20 protein-coding genes and 1 tRNA gene are annotated in these 20,012 nt (G+C 69.2%); 15 read left to right on the top strand and 6 right to left on the bottom strand.

From position 1 onward, the window contains the following. The first annotated feature begins 195 nt into the window (after positions 1–195). Positions 196–1,077, top strand: coding sequence for an aminoglycoside phosphotransferase family protein (locus EV138_RS35090; RefSeq protein ID WP_238158589.1), 882 nt, complete (start codon positions 196–198; stop codon positions 1,075–1,077). 10 nt (positions 1,078–1,087) lie between these two features. Here the strand turns inward: EV138_RS35090 and EV138_RS35095 are convergent, their stop codons facing one another. After that, positions 1,088–1,843: an SDR family NAD(P)-dependent oxidoreductase gene (locus tag EV138_RS35095; RefSeq protein WP_133984822.1), complete on the bottom strand. Its 756-nt coding sequence runs from the start codon at positions 1,841–1,843 to the stop codon at positions 1,088–1,090. A gap of 121 nt (positions 1,844–1,964) precedes the next feature. Here EV138_RS35095 and EV138_RS35100 point away from each other — a divergent pair, with 121 nt between their 5' ends. Further along, entirely contained in the window at positions 1,965–2,585 is a 621-nt protein-coding gene (locus tag EV138_RS35100; protein ID WP_133984824.1) for a TetR/AcrR family transcriptional regulator, read from the top strand. A gap of 131 nt (positions 2,586–2,716) precedes the next feature. Then, the gene (locus EV138_RS35105; RefSeq protein WP_133984826.1) at positions 2,717–3,589 is read left to right on the top strand and encodes an LLM class F420-dependent oxidoreductase; all 873 of its coding nucleotides are present in this window, start codon (positions 2,717–2,719) and stop codon (positions 3,587–3,589) included. Between the two features lie 4 nt (positions 3,590–3,593). Here the strand turns inward: EV138_RS35105 and zwf are convergent, their stop codons facing one another. Further along, entirely contained in the window at positions 3,594–5,096 is a 1,503-nt protein-coding gene (gene zwf / locus EV138_RS35110) for a glucose-6-phosphate dehydrogenase (RefSeq protein WP_133984828.1), read from the bottom strand. 84 nt (positions 5,097–5,180) lie between these two features. Then, the gene (locus tag EV138_RS35115) at positions 5,181–6,275 is read right to left on the bottom strand and encodes a serine hydrolase domain-containing protein (RefSeq protein WP_133984830.1); all 1,095 of its coding nucleotides are present in this window, start codon (positions 6,273–6,275) and stop codon (positions 5,181–5,183) included. 132 nt (positions 6,276–6,407) lie between these two features. Between EV138_RS35115 and EV138_RS35120 the strand changes: the two genes are divergently transcribed. The 3 genes from EV138_RS35120 to EV138_RS35130 are packed head-to-tail and all read left to right on the top strand — an operon-like array spanning position 6,408 to position 8,584. Continuing rightward, positions 6,408–6,740 carry a YciI family protein gene (locus tag EV138_RS35120; RefSeq protein ID WP_133984832.1) on the top strand — a complete coding sequence of 111 codons (333 nt, stop codon included), beginning with the start codon at positions 6,408–6,410 and terminating at the stop codon, positions 6,738–6,740. Then, on the top strand, positions 6,737–7,918 hold the full coding sequence (locus EV138_RS35125) for an RNA polymerase sigma factor (protein ID WP_133984834.1): 1,182 nt from the start codon (positions 6,737–6,739) through the stop codon (positions 7,916–7,918). Before EV138_RS35120 ends, EV138_RS35125 begins: the two co-directional genes overlap by 4 nt. Positions 7,919–7,954: 36 nt before the next feature. Continuing rightward, on the top strand, positions 7,955–8,584 hold the full coding sequence (locus EV138_RS35130) for a maleylpyruvate isomerase family mycothiol-dependent enzyme (protein ID WP_133984835.1): 630 nt from the start codon (positions 7,955–7,957) through the stop codon (positions 8,582–8,584). Here EV138_RS35130 and EV138_RS35135 read toward each other — a convergent pair. Further along, positions 8,581–10,104 (bottom strand): serine hydrolase domain-containing protein, encoded by a 1,524-nt coding sequence (locus tag EV138_RS35135; RefSeq protein WP_133984837.1) that lies wholly within the window; start codon positions 10,102–10,104, stop codon positions 8,581–8,583. The genes EV138_RS35130 and EV138_RS35135 overlap by 4 nt on opposite strands. A 100-nt stretch (positions 10,105–10,204) precedes the next feature. Between EV138_RS35135 and EV138_RS35140 the strand changes: the two genes are divergently transcribed. Then, positions 10,205–10,738, top strand: coding sequence for a helix-turn-helix domain-containing protein (locus tag EV138_RS35140; protein WP_133984839.1), 534 nt, complete (start codon positions 10,205–10,207; stop codon positions 10,736–10,738). A 4-nt stretch (positions 10,739–10,742) separates the two neighbouring features. On the opposite strand, the gene EV138_RS35145 is transcribed toward EV138_RS35140, so the two are convergent. Then, positions 10,743–11,756, bottom strand: coding sequence for an aldo/keto reductase (locus EV138_RS35145; RefSeq protein WP_133984841.1), 1,014 nt, complete (start codon positions 11,754–11,756; stop codon positions 10,743–10,745). Positions 11,757–11,892: 136 nt separating this feature from the next. On the opposite strand from EV138_RS35145, the gene EV138_RS35150 reads away from it, so the two are divergent. Continuing rightward, positions 11,893–12,756 carry an AraC family transcriptional regulator gene (locus tag EV138_RS35150; protein WP_133984843.1) on the top strand — a complete coding sequence of 288 codons (864 nt, stop codon included), beginning with the start codon at positions 11,893–11,895 and terminating at the stop codon, positions 12,754–12,756. Between the two features lie 189 nt (positions 12,757–12,945). Here EV138_RS35150 and EV138_RS35155 read toward each other — a convergent pair. Then, positions 12,946–13,017, bottom strand: a tRNA-Arg gene (locus tag EV138_RS35155). A 153-nt stretch (positions 13,018–13,170) separates the two neighbouring features. Between EV138_RS35155 and EV138_RS35160 the strand changes: the two genes are divergently transcribed. The 7 genes from EV138_RS35160 (at position 13,171) to thrC (ending at position 19,974) form a co-directional block, all read left to right on the top strand. Continuing rightward, a complete protein-coding gene (locus tag EV138_RS35160; RefSeq protein WP_112239469.1) occupies positions 13,171–13,356 on the top strand; it encodes a PspC domain-containing protein in 186 nt (61 codons plus the stop codon). A 48-nt stretch (positions 13,357–13,404) separates the two neighbouring features. Further along, positions 13,405–13,932, top strand: coding sequence for a hypothetical protein (locus tag EV138_RS35165; RefSeq protein ID WP_133984845.1), 528 nt, complete (start codon positions 13,405–13,407; stop codon positions 13,930–13,932). Positions 13,933–14,022: 90 nt separating this feature from the next. After that, entirely contained in the window at positions 14,023–14,454 is a 432-nt protein-coding gene (locus EV138_RS35170; protein ID WP_133984847.1) for a hypothetical protein, read from the top strand. A 90-nt stretch (positions 14,455–14,544) separates the two neighbouring features. After that, the gene (argS, locus tag EV138_RS35175; RefSeq protein ID WP_133984849.1) at positions 14,545–16,206 is read left to right on the top strand and encodes an arginine--tRNA ligase; all 1,662 of its coding nucleotides are present in this window, start codon (positions 14,545–14,547) and stop codon (positions 16,204–16,206) included. Next, positions 16,203–17,609 (top strand): diaminopimelate decarboxylase, encoded by a 1,407-nt coding sequence (gene lysA / locus EV138_RS35180; protein ID WP_133984851.1) that lies wholly within the window; start codon positions 16,203–16,205, stop codon positions 17,607–17,609. Before argS ends, lysA begins: the two co-directional genes overlap by 4 nt. Beyond that, entirely contained in the window at positions 17,606–18,895 is a 1,290-nt protein-coding gene (locus EV138_RS35185) for a homoserine dehydrogenase (RefSeq protein ID WP_133984853.1), read from the top strand. Before lysA ends, EV138_RS35185 begins: the two co-directional genes overlap by 4 nt. Positions 18,896–18,897: 2 nt before the next feature. After that, positions 18,898–19,974, top strand: a complete 1,077-nt coding sequence (gene thrC, locus EV138_RS35190; RefSeq protein WP_133984855.1) for a threonine synthase — start codon at positions 18,898–18,900, stop codon at positions 19,972–19,974. Positions 19,975–20,012 lie beyond the last annotated feature (38 nt).

The following is a 20,012-nucleotide window of genomic DNA, read 5'->3' on the forward strand; positions in this document are numbered from 1 at the left end:
CCCGACCGGCCGCCGGGAACCGTGACAGCGCCCGTTGCCCTGTTGACAACTTGTCGCGAGCGCGCTCGCGGCGACAACCCTTCTCGGCCTCACCGCCGCGCTGGCGACCGGTCCCGCGGCCGCCGTCCGCGCACCACAGCCGGACCACCCGTCACCGGCCTCGGGCCGGACTGGTCGCATGAGAAGGTCTTCGGGGTGGACATCCTCGAGATCGACGAGAGCACAGTGCGGGCACTGTTGACCGAGCAGCACCCGGACCTCGCAGTACTCGACCTCCGGTTGGTCGACGGTGGCTGGGACAACCAGCAGTGGCGACTCGGTGACGAACTGGCGGTGCGCATGCCGCGTACGCCGCGCGCTCCGGAGCTCCTGCGGACGGAGCAGCGGTGGCTGCCTGTCCTTGCTCCGGGCCTGCCACTTCCGATCCCGACGCCGGTGCGGATCGGCGAACCCTCCCAGCGCTTTCCGCGAACCTGGACGATCACGACCTGGGTCGCGGGGGAGCCGGCCGACCGCGCGCCGATCACCGATCCCGGCGACGCGGAAGTGCTGGCCGGCTTCCTGGCCGCACTCCACCAGGACGCGCCTGCCGACGCGCCACTCAACCCGACCCGTGGTGTCGCACTGAAGACGTTCGAATCGGACTTCGAGACGTGGATGTCCAACGCACCTGAGCCGCACGTCGACGAGATCCGCGCGATCTGGGCCGACGCCCTGTCGGCGCCGGAGTGGGATCGCCCGCCGGTCTGGGTCCACGGTGACCTGCACCCAGCGAACATCGTGACTGCGAACGGTTCCCTTGCGGGCGTGATCGACTTCGGAGAACTCTGTGCCGGCGACCCCGCGGTCGACCTCGCGTCCGCCTGGGTCCTGCTGCCCGCCGGCGCCGCGGCTCGCTTCTTCGCGGCCTGCGCGACGGACGATGCCACCATCCGCCGCGCCCGGGGCTGGGCCGTCTTCCGCGCCCTCGCCCTGATCAGCATCGGCCTGGCCGGCGACCGAGGCCTCCCCGGCGGCAAACCCACCTGGCGCCCCGCCGGCGAAGCGGCGCTGACCCGCCTCCTCACCTCCGCCTAGCTCGACCTGTTCACCCGGCGATGACGGCGGCGCCGGTGCGGCCGCCGTCGACGTCGAGGGTGGCGGCGTGGATGAAGGCGGACTCGTCGCCGGCCAGGAAGACAGCGGCGTTCGCGATCGCGTCCGGCGTACCGATGCCGCCGTGGGGCGTACCGGTCATCATCGAGGCGCCCGGCTGGTCCGGTGCCGGGTCGGCATAGACGACGCCTGGCGAGATCGCGTTGACCCGTACTCCGGCCGGGCCGAACTCCGCCGACCAAGCGCGGGTCAGCGTCTCGAGCGCGCCCTTGCTCGCGGCATACGCCGCACCGACGGGTATGCCGAGCCGTGCGACCCACGAGCCGAGGTTGATCACCGCACCGCCACGGGCCCGCGCCATCGCCGGTGCGACCGCCGCCATCAGGAAGTACGGCGATTTCACGTTCACCTGGTAGACGAGGTCGAAGGTCTCCTCGTCCGTCTCGGCCGTCGGCGTCCCGTCGATCGCCCCGGCGTTGTTCACGAGGATGTCGATCCGGCCGCCGAGCAGCCGGGTCGCCTCCTCGGCGAGGGCGTTCGCCGCCGCCTTGGAACCGTCCAGGTCGACCGCGACGAAGTCCGCCCGCCCACCCGCCGTACGGATCTCGCCGACCACCTCGTCACCGCGCTGCTTGTTGCGTCCGGCAACGATCACGTGGGCGCCCTCGGCGGCGAAGGCGGTCGCGATCGCCTTGCCGATGTTGCTGGTGGCCCCGGTGACCAGGGCGTTCCTACCTGCCAACCGCATGACTGCTCCTCAGGAAGACTTCGAATGGACCGTGCGGTCCAAGCTACTGGCTAAATTGGACCGTTGAGTCCAAAGTAGCACCGAGAATGGACCAAGCGGTCCAATGGGTAGGCTGAGGCGCATGGAGCGAGCACTCACCGCGAAAGGCACGGCGACCCGGCAACGGATCGTCGAGGGTGCGGCGTTGCTGATCCGCGCGGACGGCGTACCGAACGTCGGGCTGGACGACATCCGGGCGGCCACGGCGACCAGCAAGAGTCAGTTGTTCCATTACTTCCCGGCCGGTAAGGCCGATCTGATGCTCGCGGTCGCGAAGTTCGAGGCCGAGCAGGTGATCGCGGAGCAGTTGCCACACCTGGCCGACCTGACCAGTTGGCGGAAGTGGCAGGCCTGGCGGCGGCGGGTGATCCAGATCTACGACGCGCAGCGCCAGCGCTGCCCGCTCTCCGCGCTGACCGCCCAACTGGGTGCCGGAGACCCCGCGACCCGGGAGATCCATGCGAACCTCCTGGACCGCTGGCAGGGTTACCTGGTCGCCGGCGTGCAGGCGCTCAAGGACTCCGGTGAGGCGGATCCCGGGGTCGATCCGCTGGTCGCGGCGACGTCGATCCTGACCGCCGTGACCGGGGGCGCCGGCATGCTGCAGGCCACCGACCGGATCAGCTACCTGCAGATCGCGCTCACCGACGCGATCGACAACCTCCGCCGACCCGTCCCCGCGACCCGCCGCAAGTCAGCCTGACCCGGCGCCGGCGTGCTCCGCGGAGAAAATCGGAGGAAACTCCGTTTCTGGGGATTAGATCGCCGCGACCGGTGGTTGGCAGTTGGTGCGGGACTCCCCGTCCCGCCTGCTTCGCTTGGAGGACACACCTGATGGAAATCGGTCTGCAGGTTCCCGACTTCACCTGGCCGAACGGCGCGCCCGCGCTCGGTGCCGAGCTCGCCGAGGTGGCCCGGACCGCTGATCGGGCCGGCTTCGGCTATCTCGCGGTGATGGACCACTTCTTCCAGATCAGCGCCGTCGGCCCGGTCGAGAACGACATGCTGGAGGCGTACACGACCCTCGGCTTCCTGGCCGCCAACACGGAGCGGGCGAAGTTGCTCGCTTTGATCACCGGCGTGCACTATCGCGAGCCGGCGCTGCTCGCGAAGGCGGTCACCACGCTCGACGTGCTGTCCGGCGGCCGCGCGGTGCTGGGGATCGGCGCGGGGTGGAACGAGGAGGAGTCCCGGGGGCTCGGCTTCCCGTTCCCGCCGCTGGCCGAGCGGTTCGAGCGGCTGGAGGAGACGTTGCGCTACGTGCTCCAGATGTGGTCCGACGACGACGGACCGTTCGAGGGCAAGCACTATCGGGCCGAGCGGTTGATGAACGTTCCGCAGGCACTGAGCAAGCCGCACCCGCCGATCATGGTCGGGGGCGGCGGCGAGAAGAAGACGCTGCGCTTCGTCGCGAAGTACGGCGATGCGTGCAACCTGTTCAACACGCCGGACGTGGCGCACAAGCTCGAGGTGCTGAAGCAGCACTGCGAGACCGAGGGCCGCGACTACGACGAGATCACCAAGACCGTCTACCAGACGATGGACACCGGCCCGAACGGCGAGAAGACCGCCGAACTCGTCGACGAGCTCGGCCGCCTGCACGAGCTCGGCTTCGACGCGGCCATCGGCGGCGTACCGACACTGCCGAACCTGGAAGCCCTGGAACGCATCGGCGCCGACGTCATCCCGGCGGCAGCCGCCTTCTGACGACCTAGCGCGGCTTCCCTTCGCGCCACTCACGCTCGAAGGGAAGCCGCCAGGCGCGTGGCGCGATCAGTTGGTGAATCGCGTTCGGGCCCCAGGTGCCCGGCGCATAAGGCTTCACCGGCGGCGGGTCCTCCAGCAGCAGCGTCGAGTTCTCCCACAGTGACTCGATGCCCTCGGCTGTCGTGAAGAGCGTGTGGTCACCGCGCATCGCGTCGAGGATGAGTCGCTCGTACGCCTCCAGGACGTCGCCGGCGGTCTCCGTCTCCTGCGTCGAGAACTGCATCGACAGCTTCTCCAGCCGCATCCCCGGGCCGGGCCGCTTGCCGTAGAACGACAGCGACACCCGCGAGGAGTCGGCCAGGTCGAAGGTCAGGTGGTCCGGGCCCTGCGACCCGACCCCGGAGCCGGTCGGGAACATCGTCTTCGGCGCCTCCTTGAAGGCGATCGAGATGATCCGCATCCCCTCGGCCATCTTCTTGCCGGTGCGCAGGTAGAACGGCACGCCGGCCCAGCGCCAGTTGTCGATCCCGACCTTCATCGCGATGAACGTCTCGGTGTCGGAGTCCGGCGCGACCCCTTCCTCGGACCGGTAACCGCCGTACTGACCCCGTACGACGTCCTCGGGGCGGATCGGCAGCATCGAGCGGAAGACCTTGTTCTTCTCCTCCGAGATCGCGCGCGGCTCCAGCGCGGTCGGTGGCTCCATCGCGACGAACGCGAGCACCTGCAGCAGGTGCGTGACGACCATGTCCTTGAACGCGCCGGTCGGTTCGTAGAAGGTGGCCCGCTGGTCGAGGCCGAGCGACTCGGGGATGTCGATCTGGACGTGGTCGATGAAGTTGCGGTTCCAGATCGGCTCGAACAGCCCGTTGGCGAACCGGAACGCGAGAATGTTCTGCGCGGCCTCCTTGCCGAGGAAGTGGTCGATCCGGAAGATCTGCGCCTCGTCGAACGTTTCGTGCACGAAGTCGTTCAGCTCGATCGCGCTCTGCAGGTTGTCACCGAACGGCTTCTCCATCACCACCCGGGCCCGGTCGACCAGGTCGGCGTCCCGGAGCATCTGGATCACCGAGCGCGCGGCCTTCGGCGGCACCGACAAGTAGTGCAGCCGCCGGGTCTCGGGGCCGAGGATCGTCTCGGCCTCCTTCACAGCGGCAGCCAGAGCGTCCGGGCCGGCCGTGGTCGGTACGTAGGTGAGGCGTTCGCAGAACCGCGCCCAGTCCTCGTCGGTGATCTTGTGGGTGCCGAAGGTGTCGACCGCTGCGCGGGCCCGGTCCCGGAACTCCTCGGTGGTCAGCTCTTCGGTCGCAGTACCGATGATCCAGACGTCCGGCGCGAACTTCGACTGCTGCAGGTACGCCAGCCCTGGCAGCAGCTTGCGCTTGGCCAGGTCGCCGGTCGCGCCGAACAACACGATCACGTGCGGTGCCAGCGGCTCCAGATCCCGCCGCGACGGACGGGCGCCGGGAGCGGGGTAGGCGATCGTCTGGGTACGGGAGTCGGGCATTCTCGGTCCTCCTACGGATGACGCTCACACCACAGGCCACAAACGGTTTCAGTGTAGGCGCGTGAGGTGAGGCGAAGAGCGCACTCAAGCGGTGTTCGTGAGTCCCTCGTAAGCAGCCATCAGAATCTCCAGCCCGCGTTCGTCTCCGAGCGGTCCTTCCTCCACCATCTGGTTCATCACGTAGGCGACGGTGAGCCGGGTGTCGAGATCGACGTACACGAGCGACCCACCCCAGCCACCCCAGGAGCAAGCCCGGCCCTGCAGGCCGTAACCCATTCCGTAGTGGATCCGCAGACCCAGTACTTCGTCCACGCCCGCGAACTGCTGCTCCAGCACGCGTTCGCAGCCCGCCTTCGACAGCAGCCGCACTCCGCGGACCTCTCCGCCACAGGCCAGGACCGACTGCACAGTGGCGACCGACCGGGCGTTCCCGAAGCCTGCGGCGGAAGGGATGGTCGCGCGCCGCCACGCCTCGGTGTTGGCGACTTCGGCCGGGACCGGCGGGTTGCCCTCGCCCCGCGACAACAACTCGGGTGCCCTGCTCGGCGCCGGGATGATCGGGGCCACCCGGTGGTCGTCCTCGGGTGACACGCCCAGCTGGAAGTCGGCACCCAGCGGGCCGGCGACTTCTTCGGCGAAGAAGACCGGCAGGCTGCGACCGGTGACGCGGCGAACGACCTCGCCGATCAGGTACCCCTGGGTGATCGCGTGATAGGCACCGACCTCGCCAGGCGCCGAGCTGGGCGCCTGCTCGGCCAGCAGTCTCGTCATCGCCGGCCAGTCGTAGAGTTGCTCGGTCCGCAGCGACTGCTCCCAGGTCGGCAGGCCCGCGGTGTGCCCCAGCACGTGCCTGACCAGCACGTTTTCCTTGCCCGCGGCACCGAATTCGGGCCAGTACGCCGCCACCGGCGCGTCCAGGTCGAGGACGCCGCGGTCGGCCAGGATCAACACGCACAACGCGCTCATCGTCTTGGTGGTGGACCAGACGCAGGTGATCGTGTCCCGCTCCCACGGCCGGGTGCGTTCGGCGTCGGCGTAACCGCCCCAGAGGTCGACCACCAGTTCGTCGCCGAGGTAGACCGCAGCGGACGCCCCGACGTCCTTGGTGTCCAGGGACTTGGTCAGAGAGTCCCGCACCGCCTCGAACCGCTCGTCGCAGCTGCCGTGGATGTCGGCCATGGGGACATCAGACACCCGGTGGCGGAGCGGGACCACTGGATTTCCGCCTCGTACCGTGGGGGTTGTCCGGATCCGCCGCCGGCGTTCGTCGGGTGGGTAGGAGTCCGGACGGCGAGGTGGAGGAGAGCTCGGATGAAGTATCTGCTGATGATCTGCGGGGACGAGTCCGCCGAGGAGTACGCCGACGCGGGGTGCGGCGGGTGGACGGAGGAGATGACGGAGCGCGGCGTCATCGCGGGCGGCGCCGGGCTGCGGCCGCCGCGCGAGGCGACCACCGTGCGGGTCCGCGACGAGGAGTTGCGGATCACCGACGGGCCGTTCGCCGAGACGAAGGAGCAGATCGGCGGGTTCGTGCTGATCGACTGCGGCGATCTGGACGAGGCCATCGAGATCGCCGCCAAGCACCCGGCGGCCGGCTACGGCACGATCGAGATCCGTCCGGTGCTGGAGTTCCCGCCGACGTGACGTTCGAGGAGGTCTACCGGCAGGAGTGGGGCCAGGTGGTCGCCACGCTGATCCGGCTGACCGGTGACTGGGAGCTGGCCGAGGAGTGCGCGCAGGAGGCGTTCGCGGCCGCTTTGGAGCGCTGGCCGCGCGACGGCGTACCGCGCAAGCCGGGTGCCTGGCTGACCACCACCGCACGCAACCGTGCGATCGACTGGCTGCGCCGCGAAGCGGTAGGGGCCGCCAAACTCAAGGAGGTGGCTGCGATGAGCGACGAACCCGAACCGGCGTACGACGTACCGGACGACCGGCTGCGGTTGATGTTCACCTGCTGCCACCCGGCGCTGGCGATGGAGGCGCGGGTCGCCCTGACGCTCCGCACGCTGGCCGGACTCAGTACGGCGGAGATCGCGCGGGCTTTCCTCGTCCCGGAAGCCACCATGTCGAAGCGGCTCACCAGGGCCAAGCAGAAGATTCAGTACGCCGGTATCCCGTACCGCGTGCCGCCCGCGCACCTGCTGCCTGAGCGGACACCCGCAGTACTCGCTGTGTTGTACCTGCTGTTCAACGAGGGGTACTCCGACGTAGTCCGGAGCAACCTGAGTGGTGAGGCGATCAGGTTGGCCCGACTGCTCGTGCAGCTCATGCCGGACGAACCGGAGGCCTGTGGACTGCTGGCGCTCATGCTGCTGCACGACGCGCGACGCGACACCCGGCTGAGCGCGGACGGCGTACTGGTGACGCTGGACGAGCAGGACCGCACTCGGTGGGACCACGTGCAGATCACCGAGGGAGTGGAGTTGCTCGAGGCAACGCTGGCCCGCGGGGCGCCCGGCCCGTACCAGGTGCAGGCCGCCATCGCTGCCTGTCATGCGACGGCTCGTACCGCGGCAGACACCGACTGGCCGCAGATCGCCGCTCTGTACGGACAACTCAAGCAAACCCCGGTGATCGCACTCAACCGCGCCGTAGCGATCGGCATGGCGGACGGACCAGCCGTCGGCCTGCGGCTGCTGGAACAGCTGGCAGCCGGCCCACTGACGGGTTACCACCTACTACCCGCCACCCGCGCCGACTTCCTCCGACGCCTCGGCCGGTACTCGGAAGCCGCGACGGCGTACCGCGAAGCCCGCGAGCTGGCTTCGACAGAGGCCGAGCGCCGGTACCTCACCCGACGGCTGCAAGAGGTTTCGCAGTAGGTGTCCGTCCGGGCGGAGGCCGTTCGTCGGTCGGGTATGACGGACATCAGAACTGCGGTGACAGGGGAGCGGGCCGACCTCGCCGTACTGCTGGAAGAACTGCCCGCGGCCGACTGGGACAAGCCGACGCTGTGCGAAGGCTGGCGGGTACGGGAGCTGGTGGCCCACATCGTGATGCCGTACCGCATGTCGACGGCCAACTTCCTCCTCGGGATGGTGAAGGCGCGTGGCAGGTTCGACCGGCTGGCGGACCGGTATGCCCGCAGTGAGGCGGCTGCGCTCTCACCGGGCGAGCTGACCGAGATCCTGCGGCAGAACCTCGACAATCCCTGGAAGCCACCGGGCGGCGGTGACCAGGGCGCGTTGTCGCACGACGTGATCCACGGCCTCGACCTCACTGTTGCCCTCGGCATCGATCGCCAGGTCCCGGCGGAGCGGATGCGGCTCGTCCTCGACGGCACCAGCCCGCGGCAGCTCAAGTACTTCGCTGTCGACCTCACCGGGATCGAGCTCCGCGCCACCGATCTGGACTGGACCTACGGTGCCGGCGAGAGTCTCACCGGCACCGCTCAGGACCTACTCCTTGTCCTCTGCGGCCGCAGCCTCCCGCCCGGCCACCTGACCGGCCCAGCAGCCAGCCGCTTCACCCGAGCTGACACCGCTTAGAGCAGGTGGCGGTGGGCTGGGCGCAGCGTGGGCTTGGGTGCGTCAGCGGGCTGGCGGCGGAAGAGGCGGCCGCCGTACCGGAGCCACTCGACGTCGCCGTTCGAGCCGCGGACGAAGTTGGCGCGGCTGTGGGTCGGCTCGCCGTCCGGAGTGAGGGCGAGCACGTAGTCCTTGCGGTAGAACGGCAGCCGGAGCGCGGCCTGCCCGTCGAGACTCGCGACCAACGCGCCCTTGTCGGCAGTCAGGTCGAGTCCGAAGCTGCCCGGCTTGCCGTCGATGCCGATCTGGTTGGCGACGTAGCTTCCTTCGTACGCCGCCAGCCGGCGCGGCGGCAGCGCACGCGGTACGGCGGGGAGGTTGCTCAGGCCAGCGAATTCGCGCAGCGCCCAGTCGTCACCGAACAACTCGGCGACCAGCGCGGGGCCGCTCTCGGAGTTGGTGAGCAGGGTGATGGCGAAATCGCGCTCGGGGACCATCAGGAACCCGGAGTGCTGACCGGACCAGTCGCCGCCGTGCTGCACGACGGTCGGGCCCTCGAGCGTCGGACGCAGCATCCAGGTGACCCCCACACCGTCGAGTTCGACGAACAGCGTGCCGCCCGGGCCGGGGTTCGACCGCATCGCGATCCGGGCGCGGTTGCTGAGCAGGTGCGGGATGCCGGGGTGGCCCAGGTGGAAGCGCGCGTACCGGAGTTGGTCGCGGGCGCTCGAGATCAGGCCGCCGACCGAGTGCAGGCTGCGCGGCATCGGGTAGAAGGACGGCTCGACGACGGCCTTGCCGTTCACGATGTTGTGCGAGGCGGCGACGCTGAACCCGCCGAGTTCGCTGGGGAAGAACCGGCTGTGACGCAGCCCGAGCGGATCGACGACGAGTTCGCGGGTGGCGGTCTCGTACGGCTTGCCGGTGACGACCTCGATGATCCGGCCGGCGACCCCGATCGCCGCGTTGTTGTAGGCGAAAACCTTGCCGAGCGGCGTGAGTTGCGGCAGTTCGGCGACGCCGCCGACGTATCGCGCGAGGGCGTCGTCGCCGTCGCCGAAGTCCTCGAAGTAGTCGCCCTGCCAGCCGGCCGAGTGGTTGAGCAGGTGGCGGACGGTGATCCGGGCGGCGACCGACGGATCCGCCGTACGGAAGTCGGGGAGGTAGGCGCGAACCGGCCGGTCGAGGCGGATCCGGCCCTGCTCGACCAGGCGCATGATCGCCGTGGCGGTGAAGGTCTTGGTGGTCGAGCCGATCCGGAACACCGTGTCGGCGGTGACCGGCGACGGCTGATCGACGTTGGTGACCCCGAACCCGCGGACGTACTCACGACCGCGGTACCACAGGCCGAGGCCGGCGCCCGGGATCGCGTACTTCGCCATCCCGGCCTCGATCTTCTCCACCAGCCGGTCGATCTTGGCGGCCTCGCGGGCGTTGGTCGTCGTGCCGGTTGAGCGGGCGGTGGCGGGGAGGGTGGGCAGAGCGGCGGCCGGTACGGCGACCGCCGCGGAGCGGAGCAGGGTACGGCGAGTGAGCGACACAGCGACTTCTCCTCGGGCGTCGGGGAAATGCTTCCGGTCACGCTATTATTACCAAACTTGGGATCAATGCGGACCCTGAACTATCCCTGATGGAGTGCCGATGGAAGCGTCGCCGACCCCGATGTCGGACCTGTTGCTGCACCCGGTCCGCTGGCGGATCGTGCAGCGCGTGCTGGGCCGGGAGCTGACCACGACGGAGCTCAAGCGAGACCTCCCCGACGTACCGACCACCACGCTGTACCGGCACGTCGCCGTACTGATCGACGCCGGCTACCTCACCGTCGTCCGTGAGCGCCGCGTCCGCGGCACCACCGAGCGCACCCTGACGCTCGATCAGACCAAGGCCGAGGGGATCGACGAGGCCGAAGCCCGGGCGATGACGCCGGAACAGCATCGCCAGGGCTTCCTGCTGATGCTCAGCCGCCTGGCCGCCGACTTCGATCGCATGGTCGAGCGCGGCGACCTCTACGAGCGCCTACCCCAACTCGGCTACCACCAAGCCGCCCTGTACGTCGACGCCGCCGACCAGGCCGTGATCTCCCAAGGCATCAACGCTGTTCTCGAGCCCTATCTCGAAGATGCCCCGGGCAAGGACCGCGTTGTCCTGTCAGTGATCGCCCTGCCTGACGTCTGACTCGTCAGCGGCGGCGCAGCCGGGCGTGCTCGATGGCTGGTGGGGTGGCGTGGTAGTTGTCGGCCGGATCCAGTTCGGTGCCCGGCGGGACGATCTCGTCGATCCGGTCGAGGAGGTCGGGGGACAGGTCGAGTTCGGTGGCGGGGAGCAGGCTGTCGAGTTGTTCCTGGGTTCGCGGACCGATCAGCACGGACGTCACGGCCGGGTGCGCCCGGACGAAGGCGATGGCCAACTGGGGCAGCGTCAGGCCGGCCTCGTCGGCGAGCGCCGTGAGCTTGGCGACAGCCGCCGCCTTCGCCTGACTGGTCGGTGTTGCCGGGTCGTAGCTGGAGGGACGCACCGAGGCCCGGTGCGACGAAGCGAGGTTTGCGCGGCCCGACAACCAGCCACCGTTGAGCGGGCTGAAGGTGAGGACGCCGATGCCGTACCGCTGGGTCACCGGGAAGACGGACGCCTCGGGGCGACGGGTGAAGATCGAGTACATGGTCTGCTCGGTCAAGAAGCGGTGCGTACTCCGCCGCTCCGCGGCCCACTGGCCCTCGACGATCGTCTCGGCCGGGAACATCGACGACCCGAAAGCCAGGATCTTCCCCGCTTGAACGAGGTCGGACAACGCCGCCAGCGTCTCGCCGACGTCGGTCCCGTGGTCCGGGCGGTGGAGTTGGTAGAGGTCGAGGTGATCGGTGCCGAGCCGGCGGAGACTGTTCTCGACGGACCGGACGATCCAGCGCCGGGAGGCGCCGCGCTGGTTCGGGTCGGCGCCCATCGGCAGGCCGAACTTGCTCGCCAGGACCACCTCGTCGCGCCGGGTCCTGATCGCCGTACCGACGATCTCCTCGGACTCGCCACCGGAGTACATGTCGGCGGTGTCGATCAGGTTGATCCCGGCGTCGAGGGCGCGGTGGATGATCCGGACCGAGTCCTCGTGGTCCGGGTTGCCCATCGTGCCGAACATCATCGCGCCGAGGGCGACGTCGCCGACCGAGAGACCGGTGGCGCCGAGGATTCTGCGTTGCATGGGGTGGCTGCCTTTCTGCCCGATTGCTGACCCTTCGATCAGAGCACCGGGAGGCGCCGAAGCGTGAGCCTCATGCTGGCGCCGACTTGCGCGATCCTGCCGACTTGGCGTTGCCGCTGTGGCGCACACTGGGGGAGTGGACCTGCTCGACGAAGTTCGGACGCTGATCATCCGGCATGCGGCCGGGCAGCGTGGGCACAGCCGGCAGGTGATCGACGGGGTCCAGGTCAGCAAGCTCGACGAACCGACCGAGCCGACCGCCGGAGTGGCCGAGCCCTCCGTCGCAATCGTTGCCTCAGGCATCAAGCGGACGGTGCTCAACGGTGTGGCCTACGAATACCGCGCGGGTCAGTTCCTCGTCGCCTCGCTGGATCTGCCGGTGATCGGCCAGGCGCTGAAGGCGAGCCGGGAGGAGCCGTTCGCCGTGGTCAGCATCCGGCTCGACCCGGTGGAGATCGCACCGCTGCTGCTCGAGGCGCCGGCCCGCCCACCGCAGTACGGCGGTCTGGTGGTCAGCGACGCGACGACGGACTTGCTCGATCCTGTCGTGCGGCTCCTGCGGATCGCCGACCGGCCGGACGACGTACGGGTCCTGGCGGCGGGGATCCGGCGGGAGGCCCTGTGGCGCCTGCTGACCGGCGAACAGGGCGCGCTGGTCCGGCAGATCGGTCTCGCCGACGGCATGCTGGCCCACATCTCGACGGCGATCCGCTGGATCCGCCGTCACCACAACGAACCCCTCCTGGTCGCCGACCTGGCCGAGCTGGCAGGCATGAGCCCGTCGACCTTCCACCGCCACTTCCGCGCCGCGACCTCGATGACCCCCATCCAGTTCCAGAAGGAGATCCGCCTCCAGGAAGCCCGCGTGCTGTTGCGCACGCAGGCGCTCACAGCAGCCGAGGTCGCCTACCAGATCGGCTACACCAGCCCCGCCCACTTCACCCGCGCCTACCGAAAAGCCTTCAGCAAAACCCCCAGCGAGGACCGCACCCCCGGCTGAATTCACGCTAGGTGCGCGTAGCGCCCCAGCGGCCGCTACCCGCACCCAGAAACCCACAGCAACCACCGTCGGGGGGTCCCGGGGGGCGAAGCCCCTCCGGGGCGGGGTGTGGGGGCCGCGCCCCCACAAAACACATTGGGCGATCCCCACTCGCGCTCTCCCGCGAGTACAGACCGCCCAGATCGACCGCGCCCCCGGCAGGATTCGAACCTGCGCACCCGCCTCCGGAGGGCGGTGCTCTATCCCCTGAGCTACGGGGGCTCAGGAACGAGCAGAACATTAGCAGGGAAATCCATCAGGTCCCGCATTGGGGAGGACCCTGAACCGGCCCTGGGTCTTCTGCGCGTCGGGATCTGTGGGTGGTGAGTCGGCGTCATAGTGGTTGTAACCCCACAGCTGAAAGGAAAACTCATCATGGCTAGCGCACTGGTTCGTCCGAAGAACGACCGCTGGATCGGCGGTGTCTGTTCCGGCCTGGCGCGTCGCTTCGGCACGACGCCGAACGTGATGCGCCTGATCTTCGTGGTCAGCTGCCTGCTGCCCGGCCCGCAGTTCCTGATCTACATCGTGCTCTGGGCCCTGATGCCGTCCGAGGACTGAGGTACCCGGTAGGCGCTCGCCGCGAGAGGGCGTGAAAACCTGCTCCGCATGAGAGTCCGGGTGCCGGCGCTGGTTGCCGTACTGTGCCTGCTGCCGGTGGTCGGCGGTTGTCAGGTCGGTCCGGCGGCGCCCGGGCCTGCCGAGTTCCGGGCCGGGCCGCCGCCGTGGGACGCGCCGCGCGACGCGGTCTCGTACATCGACAAGGCCGGCTTCGAGCGGCTGCCGCTCGACTTCAGCGGCCCGGCGCCGTACACGCTCAAGATCGCCGTCACCGTCGGCGGCAGGTCCGTGCAGGTCCCGCCGGGGATCGGCGTCGACCGGCGTCGCGCCGAGCAGGCTGCTGTTCACACGCACTCTTCCGACGGCATCGTGTACGTCGAGGCGAAGACGACTGCCGAGCGGCCGACCCTGAAGCAGTTCTTCGAACTGTGGGGAGTCCGGTACGACGGCAAGTGCCTCGGCGACGCGTGTGGGGGAGTCACGGTCCTGGTGAACTCCCAGCCGGCCGCCTGGGACACCCCGTTGCAGCGCGACGCGAAGATCCAGGTGACGGCGAAAGATGGCCCGCGGCCGTAACGCGGCAGCCCGTAGTACGGATTGTGTTGGCAGGGCAGTTCGCCGTACGTCGTGCGCTCGGCTGCCGCCGAACTCACGGAGGTCTGACCCATGATCCGCACGGTCGCAGCCATCGCCGCAGCCGTCACCTTGCTGACAGCTTGTTCCGGCAAGGACGACACCAGTACCCCGCCACCGGCCGGCGCGCCGACGGTGTCTACGCCAAGTGCCAAGCCCGCCGCCAAGCCGGTCGCGCGGAAGGCGGCCGACGGCAACAACCTGAAGGCGTGCGCGGACGGGACCTGCGAGGTCTACGTGAAGACCGGCACCCGGATCCCCGTCAAGACGAAACTCTTCGGCTCCGCCACCCTGATCGTCTCCCGGGTCAGCTCCGGCGGCGTCGACTACGGCGGCAGAAGCGCCTGCTGCAGCGTCAGTGCCACCAACCAGCAACCCGGCAAGACCGTCCGCCTCAACAAGCTCAAGATCACCACCGTCACCATCACCAGCCCCACAGCCATCCTCCGCCTCCACCCCGCCTGAACCGCCCGGGGCGGGGCTGCGGGGGAGTCGTTGTACCGGGCTGTGGATGGTGGGTCAAGGGTTTGGGGGGTTGGCCATTAGGCTGAGGCGGTGACTCCGGAACAGCTCGCTGAGAAGATCCTGCAGGCCCTGACCGCGCTCGTCGACGACGGCACCATCACCGTTGACGGCGGGCTGCCGGGTGAGCTGAAGGTGGAGCGACCCAAGAACCCCGAGCACGGGGACTACGCGACCAACGTCGCCATGCAGCTCGGGAAGCGGTCGAGCCTCGGCAACCCGCGCAAGCTCGCCGAGTTGCTCGCCGCCAGGTTGCGGGACGACGAGGCGATCACGGCCGTCGAGATCGCCGGGCCGGGATTCATCAATCTCCGGGTCGCCGCCGATGCCCAGGGCAAGATCGCCGCCCAGATCGTCGCGGCCGGACCGGCGTACGGCGGTAGTGACTCGCTCAAGGGTCAGCCGATCAACCTGGAGTTCATCTCCGCCAACCCGACCGGCCCGCTGCATCTGGGCCATACCCGGTGGGCCGCCGTCGGTGACGCGCTGGCCCGGGTGCTGACCGCGGCCGGCGCGAAGGTGACCCGGGAGTTCTACGTGAACGACCGCGGCGCGCAGATGGACAAGTTCGGCGCCTCGCTGAAGGCGGCCGCGCACGGTGAGCCGATCCCGGAGGACGGCTACCACGGGGAGTACATCAACGACCTGGCGAAGCAGATCGTCGAGGAGGTCCCCTCGATCATGATGCTGCCGGACGCCGAGCAGAGCGTCGCGTTCCGCGAGGCGGGGTACGAGCGGCAGCTCAAGGAGCAGCAGAGCCAGCTCGAGCACTTCCGGACCAAGTTCGACGTGTGGATGTCCGAGCGCAGCCTGCACGAGCAGGACGGTGTCGGCCACGCGATCGAGAAGCTCCGTGAGCAAGGTCACCTGTACGAGGCGGACGACGCGCTCTGGATGCGCACGACCGACTTCACCGACGACAAGGACCGGGTGCTGATCCGGACCAACGGCGAGCCGACGTACTTCGCCTCCGACGCGGCGTACTACGTGAACAAGCGCGAGCGCGGCTTCGAGGTCTGCATCTACCTGCTCGGCGCCGATCACCACGGCTACGTCAACCGGCTCAAGGCGATCGCGGCCTGCGCCGGCGACGACCCCGAGCACAACATCGAGATCCTGATCGGCCAGCTGGTGAAGATCCTCAAGGGCGGCGAGGAGATGAAGCTGTCCAAGCGGGCCGGTACCATCGTCACGCTGGCCGAGCTGGTCGAAGAGGGCGGCGTCGACCCCCTGCGGTACACGTTGTGTCGCTACCCGGTCGACTCCCCACTGACCCTGGACATCGAGGAGATGACCAGGCAGGTCAGCGAGAACCCGGTGTACTACGTGCAGTACGCGCACGCCCGGCTTGCCTCGATCCTGCGCAACGCGGACGACCTCGGCATCAAGCTGGACGAGTTCGAGCCCGGTCTGCTCAGCCACGAGCGCGAAGGCGACCTGCTGCGCGCGCTGGCCGAGTTCCCGCGCGTCGTCGCCACCGCCGCCGAGCTGCGCGAGCCGCACCGCATCGCGCGGTACCTCGAGGACACCGCCTCGGCGTTCCACAAGTTCTACGACAGCTGCCGCGTGCTGCCGCGCGGCGACGAGGAGGTCGAGCCGGTGCATCAGGCCCGGCTCACCCTGGTCGCCGCCACCCGGACCGTCCTCGCCAACGGGCTCGACCTGCTCGGCGTCTCCGCTCCGGAGCGGATGTGAGGGCGCACGAGGCGGGCACCCTGCACGCCGACATCGGGCACAAGGCACCGCCGTGGCTGCGGGCGCCGGGCAACGTCAACGACCTGGTCACCCAGCTGTGGTCGACGAACTCCAAGAAGAACGGTGATGGCGCGCTCGAGGTCGGCGGGGTCGACGTCCGCGACCTGCTCGCTGAGCACGGCAGCCCGGCGTACGTGCTGGACGAGGACGACTTCCGCTCCCGGGCCCGCGCGTTCAAGGAGGGCTTCAAGGACTTCGACGTCTACTACGCGGGCAAGGCGTTCCTCTGTACGACGATCGTCCGCTGGGTGATGGAGGAGGGGCTCAACCTCGACATCTGCTCGGGTGGGGAACTCGCCGTCGCGTTGCGGGCAGGCGCCGACCCGAAGCGGCTCGGGTTCCACGGCAACAACAAGTCGGTCTCCGAGCTGACCCGGGCCCTCGAAGCCGGCGTCGGCCGGATCATCGTGGACTCCCAGGACGAGATCTCCCGGCTGATCGAGCTGGCCGCCGAGCGCGACCTGGTCGCCCCGGTGATGGTCCGGGTCACCGCCGGCGTCGAGGCGCACACCCACGAGTACATCGCGACCGCGCACGAGGACCAGAAGTTCGGCTTCTCGATCACCTCCGGCGCGGCGTACGAAGCCGTTGCCCGGGTCAACGAAGCACCGGAGCTGCAACTGCTCGGGCTGCATTCGCACATCGGCTCGCAGATCTTCGACTCGTCCGGGTTCGAGGTGGCCGCCAAGCGCGTGATCGCCTTGCACGCAAGGGTTTCCGACGAGCTCGGTGTCGACATGCCGGAGCTCGATCTCGGTGGCGGCTTCGGCATCGCCTACACCACCCAGGACGATCCGGCCGACCCCGCACAACTGGCCACCGAGATGGGCAAGATCGTCGAGCACGAGTGCCGCGGATTCGGCGTCGAGGTGCCGAAGGTCTCGATCGAGCCGGGCCGCGCGATCGTCGGGCCGGCCATGTGCACGGTCTACTCGGTCGGCACGGTCAAGGAGGTCGAGCTCGACGCGGGCGCCTCGCGCACCTACGTCTCCGTCGACGGCGGCATGAGCGACAACATCCGCACCGCCCTGTACGACGCGGACTACTCCTGCACGCTCGCCAATCGGTACTCCGACGCGACGCCGACGCTGGCCCGCGTGGTCGGCAAGCACTGCGAGTCGGGCGACATCATCGTGAAGGACGAGTTCCTGCCCTCGGACGTGCAGCCCGGGGACCTCGTCGCCGTACCGGGCACCGGGGCGTACTGCCGGTCCATGGCGAGCAACTACAACCACGTACCGCGGCCGCCGGTGATCGCGGTGAAGGACGGCCGGACCACCGTCGTCATCCGCCGCGAGACCGAGGACGACATGCTGGCACTCGACATGGGGGCGGCCCAGTGAGCAAGGCTTTGAAGGTCGGACTGCTGGGTTGTGGCGTGGTCGGGACCGAGGTGGTCCGGATCCTCACCGAGCGGGCCGACGACCTCGCCGCCCGGGTCGGGGCGCCGCTGGAGATCGCGGGCATCGCCGTACGCCGGGCCGGCCGCGCCCGCGACATCGCGGTCGACCCCGAACTCGTCACCACCGACGCCCAGGCACTCGTCTCCCGCGGCGACCTGGATCTCGTCATCGAGGTGATCGGCGGCCTCGAACCGGCCCGCAGCCTCATCCTGACCGCGCTGGAGAACGGCGCCTCGGTCATCACGGCGAACAAGGCCCTCCTCGCCGAGGACGGCCCGACGCTGTTCGCCGCCGCGGAGAAGTACGAGCGGGACCTGTACTTCGAGGCGGCCGTCGCCGGGGCGATCCCGATCCTCCGCCCGCTGCGCGAGTCGCTGGCCGGTGACGACGTGACCCGGGTGATGGGCATCGTCAACGGCACCACCAACTACATCCTGGACAAGATGGACTCCACCGGCGCCGGCTTCGACGAGGCGCTCGAGGAGGCCCAGGCCCTCGGGTACGCCGAGGCCGATCCGACCGCGGACATCGAGGGCTTCGACGCGGCCGCGAAAGCGGCGTTGCTGGCGAGTTTGGCCTTCCACACCAGGGTTTCCATCGCCGACGTCCACCGCGAGGGCATCACCGAGGTGTCGGCCACCGACATCGCCTCGGCCCGTGAGATGGGCTGTGTGGTGAAGTCGCTGGCGATCTGCGAGCTGGACGAGGCGACCGATTCGGTCAGCGCCCGGGTGTATCCGGCGATGATCCCGCTGAACCACCCGCTGGCCTCGGTCCGGGACGCCTACAACGCCGTTTTCGTGGAATCCAAAGCGGCCGGCGAGCTGATGTTCTATGGTCGTGGTGCCGGCGGCGCCCCGACGGCCAGTGCTGTCCTCGGGGATCTGGTGTCCGCCGCGCGCAACCGGCTCAAGGGTGTGCCGGGGGTCGGCGAGTCGTCGTACACCCAGCGGGCCGTCCGGCCGATGGGGGATGCGCTGACTCGCTATCACGTGTCGCTGGACGTGGCCGACAAGGCCGGCGTGCTGGCGGCGGTGGCGACTGCGTTCTCCGACCACGGGGTGTCGATCCAGACCGTCCGGCAAGAAGGCCGCGGCGGTGAGGCACAGCTGGTCGTGGTCACCCACACCGCCACCGACGCCGCACTCTCCGCGACCGTGGAGGCCCTGCGCGACATGGACATCGTGCGAGAAGTCAGCAGTGTGATGCGGGTCGAAGGGGACTAGACATGAGCAAGCAGCGGCCACACCTGTGGCGAGGCGTGATCGAGGAATACCGCGACCGGCTGCCGGTCTCGGGGGACACTCCGGTGGTCACGCTCGGCGAAGGCGGAACGCCGCTGGTGGCCGCGCAATGGCTCAGCGAGCAGACCAACTGCGAGGTCTGGCTCAAGGTCGAGGGCAACAACCCGACCGGTTCGTTCAAGGACCGCGGCATGACGGTCGCGATCTCGCTGGCCGCGCAGGCCGGTGACAAGGCCGTGGTCTGCGCCTCCACCGGGAACACGTCCGCCTCGGCCGCCGCGTACGCCGTACGGGCCGGTCTGTTGCCGCTCGTGCTGATCCCGGCCGGGCGGATCGCGAAGGGCAAGCTCGCGCAGGCGATCGTGCACGGCGCGCAGTTGGTGACGATCGACGGCGGGTTCGACGACTGTCTGCGGATCGTGCGCGAGCTCGGCAAGCACTACCCGGTCGCCCTGGTGAACTCGGTGAACCCGGTCCGCCTGGAAGGCCAGAAGACGGCGGCCTTCGAGGTCTGCGACGCGCTCGGCGACGCGCCGGATCTGCACGTGCTGCCGGTCGGCAACGCGGGCAACATCGCGGCGTACTGGAAGGGCTACCTCGAATACAAGAAGGACAAGCTGTCCTCGAAAGCCCCGCAGATGTGGGGTTTCCAGGCGGAAGGTGCCGCGCCGATCGTGCGCGGTGCGATCGTGGCGAACCCGGACACCGAGGCGACCGCGATCCGGGTCGGCAACCCCGCGTCCTGGACGCTGGCCGAGAACGCCCGGGACGAGTCGGGCGGCCGGATCGAGGCGGTCTCCGACGCGCAGATCCTTTCCGCACAACGCGATCTTGCTGCTCGCGAAGGGGTTTTCGTCGAGCCCGCGTCGGCAGCCGGGGTTGCTGGATTGCTCGCGACGAAGGCAGCCGGTCGGCTGGACGGTGGGCAGACCGTGGTGATCACTGTCACAGGGCACGGGTTGAAGGACATCGACACCGCGCTGGCCCACGCGCTGCCCCACGAGACTCCGGTGACCCCCGCGGAAACCGACGCCGTCGCACGCGTCGCCGGACTGGTATGAGCTCGGGCACACCTGACGCGGTCCCATCGGCCGACGGA

The organism is Kribbella voronezhensis (assembly GCF_004365175.1).
Classification (GTDB): Bacteria; Actinomycetota; Actinomycetes; order Propionibacteriales; family Kribbellaceae; genus Kribbella; species Kribbella voronezhensis.